At 63.7% G+C, this 14,822-nt stretch carries 12 protein-coding genes; 9 read left to right on the forward strand and 3 right to left on the reverse strand.

Annotated elements, in window-relative coordinates; genetic code table 11:
* Positions 1-40 precede the first annotated feature (40 nt).
* A complete protein-coding gene (locus tag AC07OJ_RS21415; RefSeq protein WP_495095136.1) occupies positions 41-1,450 on the forward strand; it encodes an aminotransferase-like domain-containing protein in 1,410 nt (469 codons plus the stop codon).
* On the opposite strand, the gene AC07OJ_RS21420 is transcribed toward AC07OJ_RS21415, so the two are convergent.
* Complete coding sequence (locus tag AC07OJ_RS21420; RefSeq protein WP_106804092.1) at positions 1,428-2,507, reverse strand: sigma-54 interaction domain-containing protein; 1,080 nt, start codon at positions 2,505-2,507, stop codon at positions 1,428-1,430. The genes AC07OJ_RS21415 and AC07OJ_RS21420 overlap by 23 nt on opposite strands.
* 254 nt (positions 2,508-2,761) lie before the next feature.
* Here AC07OJ_RS21420 and AC07OJ_RS21425 point away from each other — a divergent pair, with 254 nt between their 5' ends.
* Both AC07OJ_RS21425 and AC07OJ_RS21430 read left to right on the forward strand, forming a co-directional pair.
* A complete protein-coding gene (locus AC07OJ_RS21425; protein ID WP_065906718.1) occupies positions 2,762-3,502 on the forward strand; it encodes a response regulator in 741 nt (246 codons plus the stop codon).
* Positions 3,499-4,803 (forward strand): ATP-binding protein, encoded by a 1,305-nt coding sequence (locus AC07OJ_RS21430; protein WP_495095137.1) that lies wholly within the window; start codon positions 3,499-3,501, stop codon positions 4,801-4,803. Before AC07OJ_RS21425 ends, AC07OJ_RS21430 begins: the two co-directional genes overlap by 4 nt.
* Positions 4,804-4,867: 64 nt before the next feature.
* Here the strand turns inward: AC07OJ_RS21430 and AC07OJ_RS21435 are convergent, their stop codons facing one another.
* Positions 4,868-5,800, reverse strand: a complete 933-nt coding sequence (locus AC07OJ_RS21435; protein ID WP_065906715.1) for a LysR substrate-binding domain-containing protein — start codon at positions 5,798-5,800, stop codon at positions 4,868-4,870.
* 256 nt (positions 5,801-6,056) lie between these two features.
* Between AC07OJ_RS21435 and AC07OJ_RS21440 the strand changes: the two genes are divergently transcribed.
* From AC07OJ_RS21440 to AC07OJ_RS21465, 6 genes are all read left to right on the forward strand, one after another.
* Positions 6,057-7,700 (forward strand): ABC transporter substrate-binding protein, encoded by a 1,644-nt coding sequence (locus AC07OJ_RS21440; RefSeq protein WP_495095138.1) that lies wholly within the window; start codon positions 6,057-6,059, stop codon positions 7,698-7,700.
* A 49-nt stretch (positions 7,701-7,749) separates the two neighbouring features.
* Positions 7,750-8,703 (forward strand): ABC transporter permease, encoded by a 954-nt coding sequence (locus tag AC07OJ_RS21445; protein ID WP_495095139.1) that lies wholly within the window; start codon positions 7,750-7,752, stop codon positions 8,701-8,703.
* On the forward strand, positions 8,700-9,536 hold the full coding sequence (locus AC07OJ_RS21450) for an ABC transporter permease (RefSeq protein ID WP_120448432.1): 837 nt from the start codon (positions 8,700-8,702) through the stop codon (positions 9,534-9,536). The genes AC07OJ_RS21445 and AC07OJ_RS21450 overlap by 4 nt, the downstream gene beginning before the upstream one ends.
* A gap of 2 nt (positions 9,537-9,538) precedes the next feature.
* On the forward strand, positions 9,539-11,179 hold the full coding sequence (locus AC07OJ_RS21455; protein ID WP_495095140.1) for a dipeptide ABC transporter ATP-binding protein: 1,641 nt from the start codon (positions 9,539-9,541) through the stop codon (positions 11,177-11,179).
* An 84-nt stretch (positions 11,180-11,263) separates the two neighbouring features.
* Complete coding sequence (locus tag AC07OJ_RS21460) at positions 11,264-12,433, forward strand: hypothetical protein (protein WP_495095141.1); 1,170 nt, start codon at positions 11,264-11,266, stop codon at positions 12,431-12,433.
* Between the two features lie 135 nt (positions 12,434-12,568).
* A complete protein-coding gene (locus AC07OJ_RS21465) occupies positions 12,569-13,444 on the forward strand; it encodes a LysR substrate-binding domain-containing protein (RefSeq protein ID WP_065906701.1) in 876 nt (291 codons plus the stop codon).
* On the opposite strand, the gene AC07OJ_RS21470 is transcribed toward AC07OJ_RS21465, so the two are convergent.
* Positions 13,391-14,767, reverse strand: coding sequence for an MFS transporter (locus AC07OJ_RS21470; protein ID WP_495095142.1), 1,377 nt, complete (start codon positions 14,765-14,767; stop codon positions 13,391-13,393). The genes AC07OJ_RS21465 and AC07OJ_RS21470 overlap by 54 nt on opposite strands.
* Positions 14,768-14,822 lie beyond the last annotated feature (55 nt).

The raw sequence follows: 14,822 nt of genomic DNA on the forward strand, positions 1-14,822 counted from the left end.
ACTTTACCGGTGAAATCACCAGCAAACACAAGGAAGGTTCATGTTGGTATCCGCCATTGCCTTTGTACCGGGCGTGCCCAAGGTGCAGCAGATCGTCGAGGCGTTCAGCCAGGCCATCGAGCACGGTGAATGGGCGCCCGGCAGCAAGTTGCCGTCGGTGCGTGAACTGACCCAGGTGCTGGGCGTCAGCAAGTTCACCCTCAATGAGGCGCTGGACCGCCTGCGCGGGCGCAACCTGCTCACCTCCAGCCAGGGCCGTGGCTTTTTCGTGGCGATAGACCGCGTGCGCCCGGCCTCGGCAGCCTGGGTCGAACTACTGCCCCAGGACCTGCTCAGCGTGTTGCGACGCCCGCTGGCCACCGCCGGCGGCGATCTGCGCCCCGGCGGCGGCCACTTGCCGGAGGAATGGCTGGACGCCGAGCCGATTCGCCAAGCCATGCGCAGCACCGTGCGTGCGCCCTCGTTGCGCATCGCCGGGCTGGGCACGCCGGCCGGGCTGCTACCGTTGCGCCAGGCCCTGCAACAGAAGCTGCACACGGAAGGCCTGTCGGTGCCGGTGGAACAGATCATCACCACGCCCAACACCGTGCAAGGCCTGGACATGCTCATGCGCCTGCTCGCGCGGCCCGGCGACACGGTGCTGCTGGACGCGCCCTGCTACTTCAATTTCCACGCCAACCTGGCCTTGCATGGGGTCAAGGTGGTGACCCTCGAACGTCGCCCCGACGGTTTCGACTTCACCGCCCTCGAACACCTGCTGGCCGAACACCGTCCCAGCCTGTACCTGACCACCAGCGTGCTGCACAACCCCACCGGCCATTCGTTCAGCCCCAGCCAGGCGTTTCGCCTGCTGCAACTGACCCAGCAGTACCACTGCCATATCGTCGAGGATGACCTCTACGGCGATCTGCACCCCAATCCGCCGCCACGCCTGGCCGCCCTCGCCGGCCTGGAGCAGGTCACCTACCTGTCGGGATTTTCCAAGATTCTCAGTGCCAACGCCCGCGTCAGCTACGTGGTGGCCGCGCCGCAACTGGCGGCCAACCTGACCAATATGAAATTGATGAGCGGCGGCGTGACTTCAGAGCTGTTCGAGCAGATCGTCTACCGCATGCTCAGCGAAGGCAGCTACGGCAAGCACCGCAAGCGCATGGTCCAGCGTTTGATGGAAGCCGGTGGGCGCGTCGAGCAATGGCTCAAGCGCTGCGGTTGCGAGCTGCCAATGGGGTTTGAAGGCGGGATGTTCATCTGGGCGCGGCTACCCGCCGGAGTCGACGGCGAGCAGTTGGCCCAGGCCGCGCTGAAGCAAGGCATGGTGTTGGCACCGGGCACCTTGTTCGGCTACGACCCGGCGCACCGTGATTCGATGCGTTTCAATGTGGCCCACAGTGACGAGCCACGGGTGCAGCAGCTGTTCGAACAGATGCTCAGGGCTTCGCGCGCCCCTTGAGCATGCCGTGATTGACCAGCAGCGTGCGCATCGCATTGCGGGTAATCCCCAGCAAGTCGGCGGTTCGCAGTTGGTTGAAGCCACAGAACGCAAACGCCTCGCGCACGATCAAGTCTTCGATGTCGTGCAGCAAGGTATCCCCCGGCACCTCGAACAGGCGCAGCAGTTGCTCGCGCATCACCTCCTGGGGGATGCGCGGCGCGCTGCTGTTGGCACTCGAATGCAGGGCACTGAGCCCGGCGGAAAACTTCAGGTGGTTGGGCATGATCGGTTTGTCGCCGGCCACCAGCAGTGCCAGGTGCACGACATTTTCCAGCTCGCGGATATTGCCCGGCCACGGATAATCGAGCAGTGCCTGGGTGGCGGACTCGGAGAGCATCGGCTCGGCGATTTTCAACTTGGCGCTGTACAGCCGGCGAAAGTGCTCCACCAACGGCAGGATATCCAGTGGCCGTTCGCGCAGCGGCAGCACCTGCACCTGGGCAACGTTGATGCGGTAAAACAGGTCGAGGCGGAAATTGCCCGCTTCCACGGCTTGCTCAAGGTCGATGTTGGTGGCGGTCACCAGGCGGATATTGATCTTGATCGGCTTGCGCGAACCGACGCGCACCACCTCCTGTTCCTGCAACACCCGCAGCAACTTCACTTGCAAAGGCAGTGGCAGGTCGCCGATCTCATCGAGAAACAGCGTGCCGCCATCCGCCTCTTCAAACCAGCCGATGCGCCGCCCGGACGCCCCGGAAAACGAACCGGCTTCGTGACCGAAAAACTCACTCTCGGCAAGGTTCTCGCTGATCGCGCCGCAGTTCACCGGCACAAAAGCGCCGGTGCGCCCGCTGGCACTGTGGATGTAGCGCGCCACCAACTCCTTGCCGGTACCGGTCTCGCCATTGATCAACACCGGCGCTTCGCTGGGCCCGACACGCTTGAGGTAGTCGAGCAATTGCAGTGAGCGCGGGTCGGAAAACACCAGGGCCTTGGCGCGAATCGACAGCGGATCCTTTTCGCCCTGTGGCAAGGTCAGGATCGGCGTGGGGTGCCCGTGGGGACGGCTCATGAACAATTTCCCGGCGGCGAGATAAACAAACTAGCGGCGACTTTACCCAGCGACACATATAACTAGAAATATTAAAAATTCATTAGCACATAACCGTTTATCGGCAACGCTGCGAAATAGAGCCTGTGGTGCCGGCAATTTTGCCTCGTCGTGTATCTCCTTATCGCCAGATACACTGCAATACAAAGGGCACAAGGCAAGCGCGCCGACACTGGCTAGACTGCCGCCCAAGAGTATTTAACGAGGAAGGCAGCATGGACCATGTCGATCACATCCTGATCGTCGATGACGACCGCGAGATCCGCGAACTGGTGGGCAATTACCTGAAAAAAAACGGCATGCGCACCACCGTGGTCGCCGACGGCCGCCAGATGCGCAGCTTCCTCGACACCACCCCTGTCGACCTGATCGTGCTGGACATCATGATGCCCGGCGACGACGGCCTGCAGCTGTGCCGCGAGCTGCGAGTGGGCAAGCACAAGGCTACGCCGGTGCTGATGCTCACCGCGCGCAACGATGAAACCGACCGCATCATCGGCCTGGAAATGGGCGCTGACGATTACCTGGTCAAACCCTTCGCCGCCCGCGAGTTGCTTGCACGCATCAACGCAGTGTTGCGGCGCACGCGGATGCTGCCGCCGAACCTGGTGGTCAGCGAAACCGGGCGCTTGATCCGGTTTGGCCGTTGGCGCCTGGACACCACCGCGCGCCACCTGCTCGATGAAGACGACACCCTGGTGGCGCTGAGCGGCGCCGAATACCGCCTGCTGCGGGTGTTCCTCGACCACCCCCAGCGAGTGCTCAACCGCGACCAGTTGCTCAACCTGACCCAGGGCCGCGATGCCGACCTGTTCGACCGCTCCATCGACCTGTTGGTGAGCCGACTGCGCCAGCGCCTGCTGGATGATGCGCGCGAGCCGGCCTATATCAAGACCGTGCGCAGCGAGGGTTATGTGTTCTCCCTGGCGGTGGAAATCCTCGGGGCCGATCAATGACCTTCAGACTCGGCTGGCCACGCACCCTGGCGTCGCAGTTGTCGCTGATCTTCCTGATCAGCCTGGTGTGTGCCCATGGCCTGTCCTTCAGTGCGCAGTTCTACGAGCGCTATATCAGCGCGCGGACTGCCATGCTCGGCAACCTGGAAAACGACGTGTCGACCTCGGTGGCGATCCTCGACCGCCTGCCCGCCAACGAACGCGCGGCCTGGCTGCCGCGCATCGACCGGCAGAACTACCGCTACCTGCTCAACGCCGGCGAGCCCGGCGAGCCGATGCGCAACGATGACATCCCGATGGCCGCCACCTCGATCGCCGAAGCCCTGGGCGAACAGTACGCCCTGACCTTTCGCACGATCCCTGGGTTGCAGAAGCACTTCCAGGCGCACCTGACCCTGGCCGATGGCAACCCGATCACCCTCGACGTGCGTCCCGCCGCCCTGCCCGTGGCCTACTGGCTGCCGGTGGTGCTGGTGCTGCAACTCGCGCTGCTGCTGGGCTGTACCTGGTTTGCCGTGCGCCTCGCCATCCGCCCGCTGACCCGCCTGGCCCGCGCCGTGGAGACCCTCGACCCCAACGCCCATCCGACGCCGCTGGATGAACACGGCCCGACCGAAGTGGCCCACGCGGCCGCCGCGTTCAACGCCATGCAGCAGCGCATCGCCGAATACCTCAAGGAACGCATGCAGATCCTGGCGGCGATTTCCCACGACCTGCAAACCCCGATCACGCGCATGAAACTGCGCGCCGAGTTCATGGAGAATTCGGCTGATCGCGACAAACTCTGGGGTGATCTCAGCGAAATGGAGCACCTGGTGCGCGAAGGCGTCGCCTATGCCCGCAGCGTGCACGGCGCCACTGAAGCCAGCCACCGCATCCACCTCGACGCCTTCCTCGACAGCCTGGTGTTCGACTACCAGGACATGCACAAGCAGGTAAGCCTCAGCGGCAAAAGTGCGGTGGTGCTCGACACCCGTCCCCACGCACTGCGGCGGGTGCTGGTCAACCTGGTGGACAACGCCCTCAAATTTGCCGGCGCCGCGCAATTGGAAGTCGGCTCGACGACCGAGGGCGAGCTGTCGATCAAGGTGTTGGACGACGGCCCCGGCATCGCCGAAGACGAACTGGTGCAGGTCATGCAACCGTTCTACCGCGTGGAAAGCTCACGCAACCGTGGCACCGGCGGCACCGGGCTGGGGCTGGCGATTGCCCAGCAACTGGTCGTGGCCATTGGCGGTTCGCTGACCTTGAGCAACCGCCCGGAAGGCGGGTTGTGCGCGCAGATCAAGATCAGCTTGTGAGATACCCCAGCAGGCCTGCCGCGCCGATGCGATCGCCGGCAAGCCCGCGCCTACAGAAAAAACGTCAGTTCGCCGCCGTAGACGGCTCCAACTGCCGCTGCGCCAACCAGATCTCTTCCTGCAACCACTGGCTGAACACCTGCAACTGCGGCAAATCCGTCTGCTCCGGCCGCGTCACCAGCCAATAGGACTGATGCCCCTCCACATGCACGTTCAGCACCTGGGTCAACTGCCCCGATGCCAACTCCGCCGCGACCATATGCCAGTCGGCAATGGTGATCCCCAACCCATCGGTGGCCGCGCGAATGGCCAGGTCCAGCAGGTCGAATTCATACCCGCCCTGGGTATCCACACCGTGGATGCGCGCCGCGTCCAGCCAGTGTTTCCAGGTCAGATAGCGCTGGTCTTCGCTGGCCAGCACATGCAACAAGGTCATGCGGTTGAGGTCCACGCCTTCGTCGCTGCACTCACGGGCATACAGCGACGGCGCGCACACGGCGATATGCCGCTCCTGTATCAGCAACGAACTGTCGAGGCCATCCCATTCGCCGTTGCCAAACCGAATCGCGCAATCCAGCGTGCTGGTCTGCGCCAGGCTGTCCTGCAAACAGGTGGTGATGCTCAGTTCCAGCTCCGGATGGGCCTCGCGCAGGCGGCCCAGGCGGGGCATCAGCCAGCGGCTGGTGAAGGTCGGCGGCGCGTTGACGTGCAACCGGTTGGAATGGGTTTTCTGCTGGATGCTGCGCACCGTCAACTCGATCTTGTCGAACGACTGGTGCAGCGCGCGCAGCAACACGCGCCCGGCGCTGGTCAGTTCGAGGTGATGGTGACGACGCTCCAACAAGTTCTCGCCCAGTTGCTCTTCCAACTGCCGGACCTGGCGGCTGACCGCGCTCTGGGTCACGTTCAGCAGCTCGGCAGCCCGGGTAAAACTGCCGGTACTGCCGGCCACTTCGAAAGCCTTGAGGGCATTGAGCCCGGGCATTTTGCGTTTCATGGGAAGCACTCGAGGACGACTGACGAGGCGCCAAGCATCCCATGAGCCAGCAGTTTTTTCCTAGCCAACATGATTTTTTGTATCGCGCAGCAACGATCGCCACGCCAGCGGCGCGTCTATCTCGACACACCGCCACCGCCACGCCGACTAACATGCGTTTAAGGAACGTTTAACCGCTGAATTTATCGTTTGTCGATCGTCGCACCGATGACAAAACTGCGGGCATCTCTAATAAAAACAACATGAGAGCAGCCCCATGTCCGATTCCAACGTTTTAGCGACCCTGGACGGTAACGCGCCGCACCCGGCCGTCGAAGCCCTGTGCAATCAGGTGCAAAGCGGCGAGATCAACCGCCGGCAATTCCTGCGCACCGCCGCCCTCCTTGGCATCACCGTGGCCAGCGCCAGCAGCTTTATCGGCACAACCCTGCTCGGCAACGATGCCCAGGCCGCCGACGGTACGCTGGCCCGCCAAGGCGGCAGCCTGCGTTTTGCCTGCGCGATCCAGGAAATCCAGGACCCGATGCTGATCACCTGGATCGAGGCGTCGAACCTGCTGCGCAATGCGCTGGAATACTTGACCTGGGTCGACGCCGACAACATCACCCACCCGTACCTCGCCGAAAGCTGGAGCCCGTCCGACGACCTCACCACCTGGACCTTCAACCTGCGCCAGGACGTGAAGTGGAGCAACGGCGACAGCTTCAACGTCGACGATGTACAGCACAATATCCAGCGCTGGATCGCCGCCGACTCCAAGTCGGTCAACCGCACGGCGTTCCAGGACATCAAGGCCTTCGAAAAAGTCAGCGACTACCAGTTCCGCCTGCAACTCAAGCGGCCGATCCTGGCGATCCCGGAGATGCTCAACGCGTTCACCTGCGCCATGGTCCACCGCAGCTTCAAGGCTGGCGATGACTGGGCCAAGAACCCGCTGGCGACCGGGCCATTCAAGTTGGTGTCATTCGCGGTCAACAAGCAGGCGACGTTCGCCAAGCGCGCCGACTATTGGGGCAAGCCGGCCAACCTCGACGAGTTGCGCTATATCGACATGGGCACCGACGTGTCCACCCACCTCGCCGCCCTGCAGGCCGGCCAGGTCGACGTGCTGTACCGCGTGACCGTGGCCGAACTCGACCTGGCCAAGCGCTTGCCGGGTGCGCAGCTGCTCAGCTGCAAATCCGCGCAGACCGTGGTGATGCGCATGGCCTGCGACCAGCAGCCGTTCACCGATGTGCGGGTGCGCAAGGCCGTGGTGCTGTGCGCCGACAACGCGCAAATGCTCAAGGTCGCCTATCGCGGCATGGGCACCCTCGGCGAAGACCACCACGTGGCGCCCTCTCATCCGGAGTACTTTGCGTTGCCCAAGCGCGAGCGCGACGTGGCGGCGGCGAAAAAACTGCTGGTCGAGGCCGGGTTTGCCAATGGCCTGGACATTGACCTGATCGTCGGCAACACCCAGGGCCGCTATGAGCAGGATTGCGCGCAGATCCTGCAACAGAACTGCCTGGAAGCCGGCATCCGCATCAACCTCAAGGTGGTGCCCGCGGCCCAGTACTGGCCGATCTGGGACAAGGCCGCGTTCAGCCTGACCTACTGGGCCCACCGCCCGCTCGGGGTGATGTCCCTGGAGCTGGCCTACCGTGGCGGCGGCGCCTGGAACGAAAGCCACTACCACGACCCGGCCTTTGATGCGGCCCTGGACAAGGCCATGGGCATCATCGACCCCAAGCAACGCGCGGCGGCCATGCAGGACGTCGAGCAGATCCTGCAGGACGCGTGCGTGATCGTGCAGCCGTTCTGGGGCGACAAGTTCACCGCCGTGAGCAAAAAGGTCCAGGGCTTCCAGGTCCACCCCTCCGACTTCTACCCCATGGGCAGTGTCTGGCTGAGCGCCTGATCGACAGGCGCAACACCCCTTCCCATCCCCCCGTCGGAGCGTGCACCTGATGGCTCATTTTCTACTGCGCAAATTGCTGATGCTGCTGGCGACCCTGCTGTCGGTATCGCTGATTGTGTTCCTGGCGCTGGAACTGAATATCGAGGACGTGGCAATCAACGTCCTCGGCCCCTACTCCGCCGCCGACCAGCGCGCCGCGTGGCTGCTGGAACACGGCTATAACCAGCCGTTCGCGTGGCGTTACCTGGTGTGGTTGAAGGATTTCGTCAGCGGCGACTGGGGCACTTCGGTGTACTTTCGCGAATCGGTGCTCAAGCTGCTGCTGCCCAACCTCTGGCAAACCCTGACTCTGGCCGGCTTGGCCTTGCTGGTGATGGTGCCGGTGGCGCTGACCCTGGGCGTCCTCGCGGGGATCCGCCAGGGCTCGCCGGTCGACCGGCTGGTGTCGTTCCTGTCGATCGTCACCACCTCGATCCCGGACTTCGCCAGCGCCGTATTCGTCTCGGCGATCTTTGTGTTCTGGCTCAACTGGATGCCCGGTGTCAGCAGCATGAGTGACGGCTTCAGCGCCGTCGAACTGGTGCTGCCGCTGATGGTGCTGTGTCTATTTGGCATCGGCTACCTGGCGCGTATCACCCGCGCGTCGATGGTCGAGGTGATGCAGGCGCCGTACATCCGCACCGCGCGCCTCAAAGGTGCCTCCACTGCACGCATCGTGCTGCGCCATGCGCTGCGCAATGTGCTGATCGCGCCGGTCACGGTGATCATGCTGTACATCCCCTGGCTGCTGTCGAACGTGATCGTGGTGGAAGTGTTTTTCGCCTACAAAGGCTTCGGCTCGCTGCTCTATACCGCTTCGCTCAACCATGACGTCTACCTGATCGAAGCCTGCGCGATGATCAGCGGCGTGGTGGTGGGCATCAGCAAGATCTTCTCGGACCTCGCCTACACCTGGCTCAACCCGCGCATCACCCTGCGCAGTCTCGGCGGAGGCCGCCCATGAACCTGCTCAAATCCTTCAAGCATCCGCTGGCGCTGCTCGGCCTGCTGCTGGTCGGCGGCTGGGTGCTGATCGCCCTGTGCGCGCCGTGGCTGGCGCCGCATGATCCGCTGGAAAGCTTCACGCCACTGCTGACCCCGCTGACTGCCGGCGATGACGGCGCGCGGTTCCTGCTGGGCACCGACATGATTGGCCGCGACATTCTCTCGCGGCTGATCTGGGGCACGCGCACCGTGCTGTTCTGGTCGATCCTCGCCACCCTCACCGCCTTTGCCGTGGGCATCGCCATGGGCCTGTGCGCCGGTTACTTCAATGGCTGGGTCGACGCGGTGCTGTCATATGTGGCCGACACCGTGCTGTCGTTCCCGGTGCTGGTGCTGTACATCGTGATCATCATCGCCCTCGGCGCTTCGGCGCTGAACATTCTGATTGCGGTGACCTTCACCAGCGCGCCGGCGATCTTTCGCATCATGCGCGCGCTGACCATCGACATCCGCTCGCGCGACTACGTGCTCAGCGCCATCACCCAGGGCGAAGGCTCACTGCGGATCATGCTGGTGGAAATCCTGCCCAACTGCGGCGGACCGCTGATCGTCGATTTCTGCCTGCGCATCGGCTACACCGCGATCATGATCGGCGCCCTCGGTTTCCTCGGCCTCGGCCTGCCGCCACCGACCCCGGACTGGGGCGGCATGATCAATGACGGCCGCGCCATGGCCATTTCCTTCCCGCACCTGGTGATCTTCCCCTGCATCGCCATCTCCACCCTGATGCTCGGCCTGAGCCTGCTCGCCGACGGGCTGGATGAACACGCGCAGCAAGGCGCAAGGAGTTGAGCATGAGCAGCCAGCAAACCGTATTGCGAGTCGACAACCTGTCCGTCGAACTGCCCAAGGGCGCCGACCGCAGCCACGCCGTGCAAGGCATCAGCCTGGACGTGCGCAAGGGCGAAATCCTCTGTGTGATCGGCGAGTCGGGCTCGGGCAAGTCCGTGCTGTCGGCGGCGATCATGGGCGATTACGCCAAGGGCCTGCGGCATGCCGGTGGGGTCATCGACTTTCTCGGCGAGGATATCTGCCGCCTCGACGACGCGCGCCTGCGGGCACTGCGCGGCAACCGCATTGCGATGATTTTCCAGGAGCCGATGGCCGCACTCAACCCGGCGATTCGCATCGGCAAGCAAGTCGAAGAGATCTTCGACATTCATGCGCCGCAGATGCCCGCCGCCGAGCGCCGCGAACGCATGCTCGCGCTGTTGGCGTCCACGCAACTGCCGGACCCGCCGCGCATCGCCAACAGCTTCCCGCACCAGTTGTCCGGTGGGCAATGCCAGCGCGTGGTGATTGCCATGGCCCTGGCGATGAACCCGGACCTGCTGATCGCCGACGAACCCACCACCGCCCTCGACGTGACCACCCAGGCCCAAGTGCTGAAGCTGGTGCGCGACCTGCGTGGGCGCGGGCAGCACGGCATCCTGTTTATCACCCACGACTTTGGCGTGGTGGCGCAGATTGCCGACCGCATCGCGGTGATGGAAGGTGGCCGCCTGGTGGAAATCGGCGCACGCGACCAGGTGCTGAATGCGCCCGCTCATGCCTACACCCGCAAGCTGATTGCGGCGGTGCCGGCACTGCACCCTGAATTGCATGTGCCGAGCGAGGACGGCGAAATGGCCTTGCGCATCGAGCACCTGACCAAAACCTACACGGTCGGCGGCAGTTCGGTGGCGGCGCTGCGCGATGTGTCGCTGAACCTGCCGCGCGGCAAGACACTGGCGATTGTCGGCGAATCCGGCTCGGGCAAAAGCACGCTGGTCAAGGCCGCGATCCGCCTGGTGGACAGCGACAGTGGCCATGTGTGGGTCGGCGACACCGACTTCCTGGCCCTGCGCGGCGCGGCACTGGCCGCCAATCGCCGGCGTATCCAGATGATTTTCCAGGACCCGTATGGCTCGCTCAATCCCCGCCACCGTGTCGGCGACATCATCGCGCGCGCCGCGCAATTGCGGGGGCTGTCGGCCAAGGATGCCTGGGCCGAAGCCGGCGACCTGCTCGAGCAGGTGGGCCTCAAGCGCGACGCCCTGCAGCGCAAGCCTCGGCAGTTCTCCGGCGGCCAGCGCCAGCGCATCGGCATTGCCCGCGCCCTGGCGATGCGCCCGGAAGTGCTGATCGCCGATGAGAGCGTGTCGGCGCTGGATGTGTCGGTGCAAAAGCAGGTACTGGAATTGCTCGCCACGCTGCAGCAGCAGTTGAACCTGAGCATCCTGTTCATCACCCACGACCTGCGCGTGGCGGCGCAGATCAGCGACCACATCGCGGTGATGCGCCAGGGCGAGGTGGTCGAGTACGGCACCGCCGAACAGGTGCTGCTGCGCCCGCAGAACGCCTACACCCAGGCATTGCTCGCCGCGGCTCCCGGCGCGTCGCAATTGCCGGCGGCCGGGCCGCCGCTACGGCTGATCCGCCCCGCCGCGCACTGAGTTGAAACCTTTTCCCCGCGTCGCAGCGTTCGCTGCGGCAACGGGCTGCTGTTGCCAAAAATAACTAAAAACGAGAGTAAAACCATGCGACCAACGATGCGCTACTTCACCCTTATCCCTGTGCTCGGCGCCCTCGCGGCGCCGGCCATGGCCGTGCAAGTCACCGACAACCTCGACCTCGGCGGCGCCATCCGGGCACGCTGGGACTATGACCCGGACCGCGACATCCAGAAGTTCGGCCTCGACACCGTGTACCTCAGCGCCAAGTACAACTCCGACAGCTGGATCGGCGAAGCGCAGTACCGGTTCTACGGGCGCTCGTACCCCTACCAGTACACCAAGAACTACGGCGATATCCAGTTCGCCAAGTTCGCCTGGGTCGGCTACAAGTTCAACCCCGAGCAACAGGTGCAAGTCGGCCTCAACACCGTGCCGTTCGGGCTGCAGCCGTACTTCGGCAGCACCTTTTATGAAACCCTGGGCAACGTGATCGGCCTGGAAGACGTGCAGCAGGTCGGTGCCAAGTACGTGCAGCAGACCGGCGACTGGAACGTCCAGGCCGGCTACTACCTGCGTCCGGCCTGGCAAGGCAAAGGCACCAGCAAGGGCGTGACCTATTCCAGCGTGGTCTCCGGCGCCGACAGCTACGTCGCCGACGGCAGCGACAACCAGGAACGTAACACCGTGGTGCTGCGCGTGGCCAAGGCCCTCGACCTGGGCGGCTGGAAGTCCGAAGTCGGCGTGTCCGGCCTGACCTCGACCCTGGAAAACAAAGACACCGGCAACGACGGCCGCCGCAACGCAGTAGCCGTCCACTACCTGGGCAAGAACGGCCCGTGGGGCCTGCAATTGCAGGCAGCGCGCCAACAGATGTCACCGCGCAACCAGGGCACTGACAGCGTGGTCACGTTGGGCGGTTATGACGGCACCTTCAACGTGGCCAGCCGGGGCAATTTGTACGTGGCGGACCTGAGTTATGACGTCGGCGGCAAGTACCTGTTCGACCAGGTCAGTGGGGTGAAGCTGTATGCCAACTACAGTGCGTTCGATAAATCCGAGGATCAGTTCAAGACCTCGCAGCGGGTGATTCTGGGGACGTCGTTTTCGGTCAGCAAGTTGTGGGTGGCGACGGAATGGTTGATCGGCAAGAACGATCCGTACATTGGTGGGAGCAGCTATACCCAGAGCTTGGGGGCTGGGGGTAGTAACCAATGGGAAAATCAGCTGTACATGAACATTGGGTATTACTTCTAATAGGCGGCGTCATTACTGACGCCTTCGCGAGCAAGCCCGCTCCCACAGTTTGAATGCATTCCCCTGTGGGAGCGGGCTTGCTCGCGAAGAGGCCGCCAAAAACACTATAAAAACAACCGGTGTGGAATCCATTTCATGCGCCAACTGCCCTCCCTCAACATGCTCCGCGTCTTCGAAGAAGTCGCCCGCCACCGCAGCTTCAGCCAGGCCGCCGTCGGCCTCAACGTGACCCAAGGTGCGGTCAGCCGGCAGATCAAGCAGTTGGAGGACTACCTCGGTGTCGCTCTGTTCATCCGCACGCCGCAAGGCCTGGCCCTGACCGAAGCCGGCTTCGCCCTCTCGCCGCACCTGAGTGACGCCTTCGACCATATCGAGCGAGCCCTGCAGGCCGTGCGCGTGCCCAACCTGCGCCAGCGCCTGCGCATCGTCGCGCCGCCGACCTGGGCCACGCGCTGGCTGTCCGCGCACTTGCGGCGCTTTTGCGAGCGCTACCCGGACATCAACCTCAGCGTCACCCATCAAAACAGTCACGCAAGCCTGGCGGAAATCGACTGCCAGATCCGCTTCGGCCTGGAACCGGCGCTGCATTGCAGCAGCGAATTGCTGGTGATGGAACGCCACATCGCCGTGGCCAGCCCGGAGTTGTTCATCGACGGCCAGCCGCCCGACCTGCGCCGCGCCCCGCTGCTGCATATCCTGCACGACGGCAAGCGCTTGAAGGTCTGGGAGAACTGGCTGGCGGCCATGGGCCGGGAGGACATCGATGCGGACCAGGGCCTGGAATTCAGCACCCTCGACCAGGTGATTCACACCGCGCTGGCAGGCGGTGGACTGGCAGTGATCGACCGGCAGATGATCGAGCGGGAATTGGCCAATGGCAGCCTGCTGCCGATCACCCCCGTGGAAGTGATCGGCCCATATGGCTATTGGCTGGATGTGGCGCCGGACAAGCTGGGCTTATCCAAGGTTCGGCTGTTTACGCAGTGGCTGGGCCAGGTCAGCAATCCCTGATGGCACGGGCGCCTCGGCCTTGCACGCCTGGCTCAAGGTCAACGCCTTGGTTTCCGGCGCCCAGGCCCAGGAAATGAGCGCGCCCAGCACCAGGATCGCCGAGAGAATGCCCATGGTCGGGCTCAAGCCGATGCCGGCTACGCTCACCGGCAGCAGGAAGGTACTGACCGCCGAGCCGAGGCGGCTCACCGCCGTCGCCAGGCCGATGCCGCTGGCACGCACTTCGGTGGGGAAGCTTTCTGCCGGGAACACCCCGACCAGGTTGCTCACCGCCGACAACACCAGGGTGAACACGCCGAAGGTCAGCACCATCAGCCAGGCCATGCTGCCCGGCAACACCGCGAGCAAGAACAGCGCGACGGCGAGGATGATGAACGAGTTGATCAGGAAGCCCCGGCGCGAGAACTTCACCGTGCACCAGATGCCGATCAGCGCACCGACAATCAGCAGCAGGTTGAGCAGCAGTTCGGTGCCAAAGCCCTGGGACAGGCCCATCTTCTGCAGGATCGACGGCAGGAACGTGTAGATCGCAAAGTACGGCATCACGATGCACACAAAGAACAGGCAGTTGAACGCCGTGCGCTTGCGGTATTCACGGCTGAACAGGACGCCATAGCCTGAGCGGTTCTGCGTCGACGGTTCTTCATCGAGGACCACGTGTTCGCCGAGGTGCTTCTTGACGATGGCGCGGGCTTCGGCGATGCGCCCACGGTTGATCAGCCAGCGCGGTGATTCCGGGGTGCCAATACGCGCGATCAGGATCAGCCCGGCGGGAATCGCCGAGGACGCCAGCATCCAGCGCCAGGCATCATCACCCAGGCTGAGCATCGCCGTGCCGACAAAGGTTGCGGCCACGTAGCCGAAGGTCCAGATCACACTGAATGAGCCCAGCAGCACGCCGCGATGTTTCTTCGGCGAGAACTCCGCCAGCATGGCATGGCCGACACTGAAATCACCGCCCAGGCCAATGCCGATGAGGATGCGGCACAACAACAGGCCCATGGCTGTTTCGGCATAGAACTGCATGACCGAGGCGACAGTGATCAACACAAAGCTGACCAGGAAGATTTTCTGCCGGCCGAGGGTGTCGGAGATCCAGCCGAAAAACAGGCTGCCGAGGAACAGCCCTATCAGCGCCGAGGCACCGATCAAGCCTTGCCACAAGGCGTCGAGTTGCATCTGTGGGCTGAGCAGGGTGAAAGCGATACCGATCAGGCCGAGGATGTAGCCATCGGTGAAGTGCGCGCCGAAAGTCAGGCCGGCGATCTTCAGGTGAAAGCGGCCGATCGGCAGGTCGTCGATATTGACGGGTTGGGCGGTCATGGTGTTCTCCCTATTGTTGTTTTTGATGGAGTAACGGTGGGCGTGCGCCTTGTGG

The sequence above is a fragment of the Pseudomonas sp. GW821-FHT09C08 genome (assembly GCF_059418125.1).

Bases quoted from the DNA above. Each gene is read 5' to 3' on its own strand.
- AC07OJ_RS21415 (WP_495095136.1), top strand. From the start codon at position 41: ATGTTGGTATCCGCCATTGCCTTTGTACCGGGCGTGCCCAAGGTGCAG.
- AC07OJ_RS21420 (WP_106804092.1), bottom strand. From the start codon at position 2,507: ATGAGCCGTCCCCACGGGCACCCCACGCCGATCCTGACCTTGCCACAG.
- AC07OJ_RS21425 (WP_065906718.1), top strand. From the start codon at position 2,762: ATGGACCATGTCGATCACATCCTGATCGTCGATGACGACCGCGAGATC.
- AC07OJ_RS21430 (WP_495095137.1), top strand. From the start codon at position 3,499: ATGACCTTCAGACTCGGCTGGCCACGCACCCTGGCGTCGCAGTTGTCG.
- AC07OJ_RS21435 (WP_065906715.1), bottom strand. From the start codon at position 5,800: ATGAAACGCAAAATGCCCGGGCTCAATGCCCTCAAGGCTTTCGAAGTG.
- AC07OJ_RS21440 (WP_495095138.1), top strand. From the start codon at position 6,057: ATGTCCGATTCCAACGTTTTAGCGACCCTGGACGGTAACGCGCCGCAC.
- AC07OJ_RS21445 (WP_495095139.1), top strand. From the start codon at position 7,750: ATGGCTCATTTTCTACTGCGCAAATTGCTGATGCTGCTGGCGACCCTG.
- AC07OJ_RS21450 (WP_120448432.1), top strand. From the start codon at position 8,700: ATGAACCTGCTCAAATCCTTCAAGCATCCGCTGGCGCTGCTCGGCCTG.
- AC07OJ_RS21455 (WP_495095140.1), top strand. From the start codon at position 9,539: ATGAGCAGCCAGCAAACCGTATTGCGAGTCGACAACCTGTCCGTCGAA.
- AC07OJ_RS21460 (WP_495095141.1), top strand. From the start codon at position 11,264: ATGCGACCAACGATGCGCTACTTCACCCTTATCCCTGTGCTCGGCGCC.
- AC07OJ_RS21465 (WP_065906701.1), top strand. From the start codon at position 12,569: ATGCGCCAACTGCCCTCCCTCAACATGCTCCGCGTCTTCGAAGAAGTC.
- AC07OJ_RS21470 (WP_495095142.1), bottom strand. From the start codon at position 14,767: ATGACCGCCCAACCCGTCAATATCGACGACCTGCCGATCGGCCGCTTT.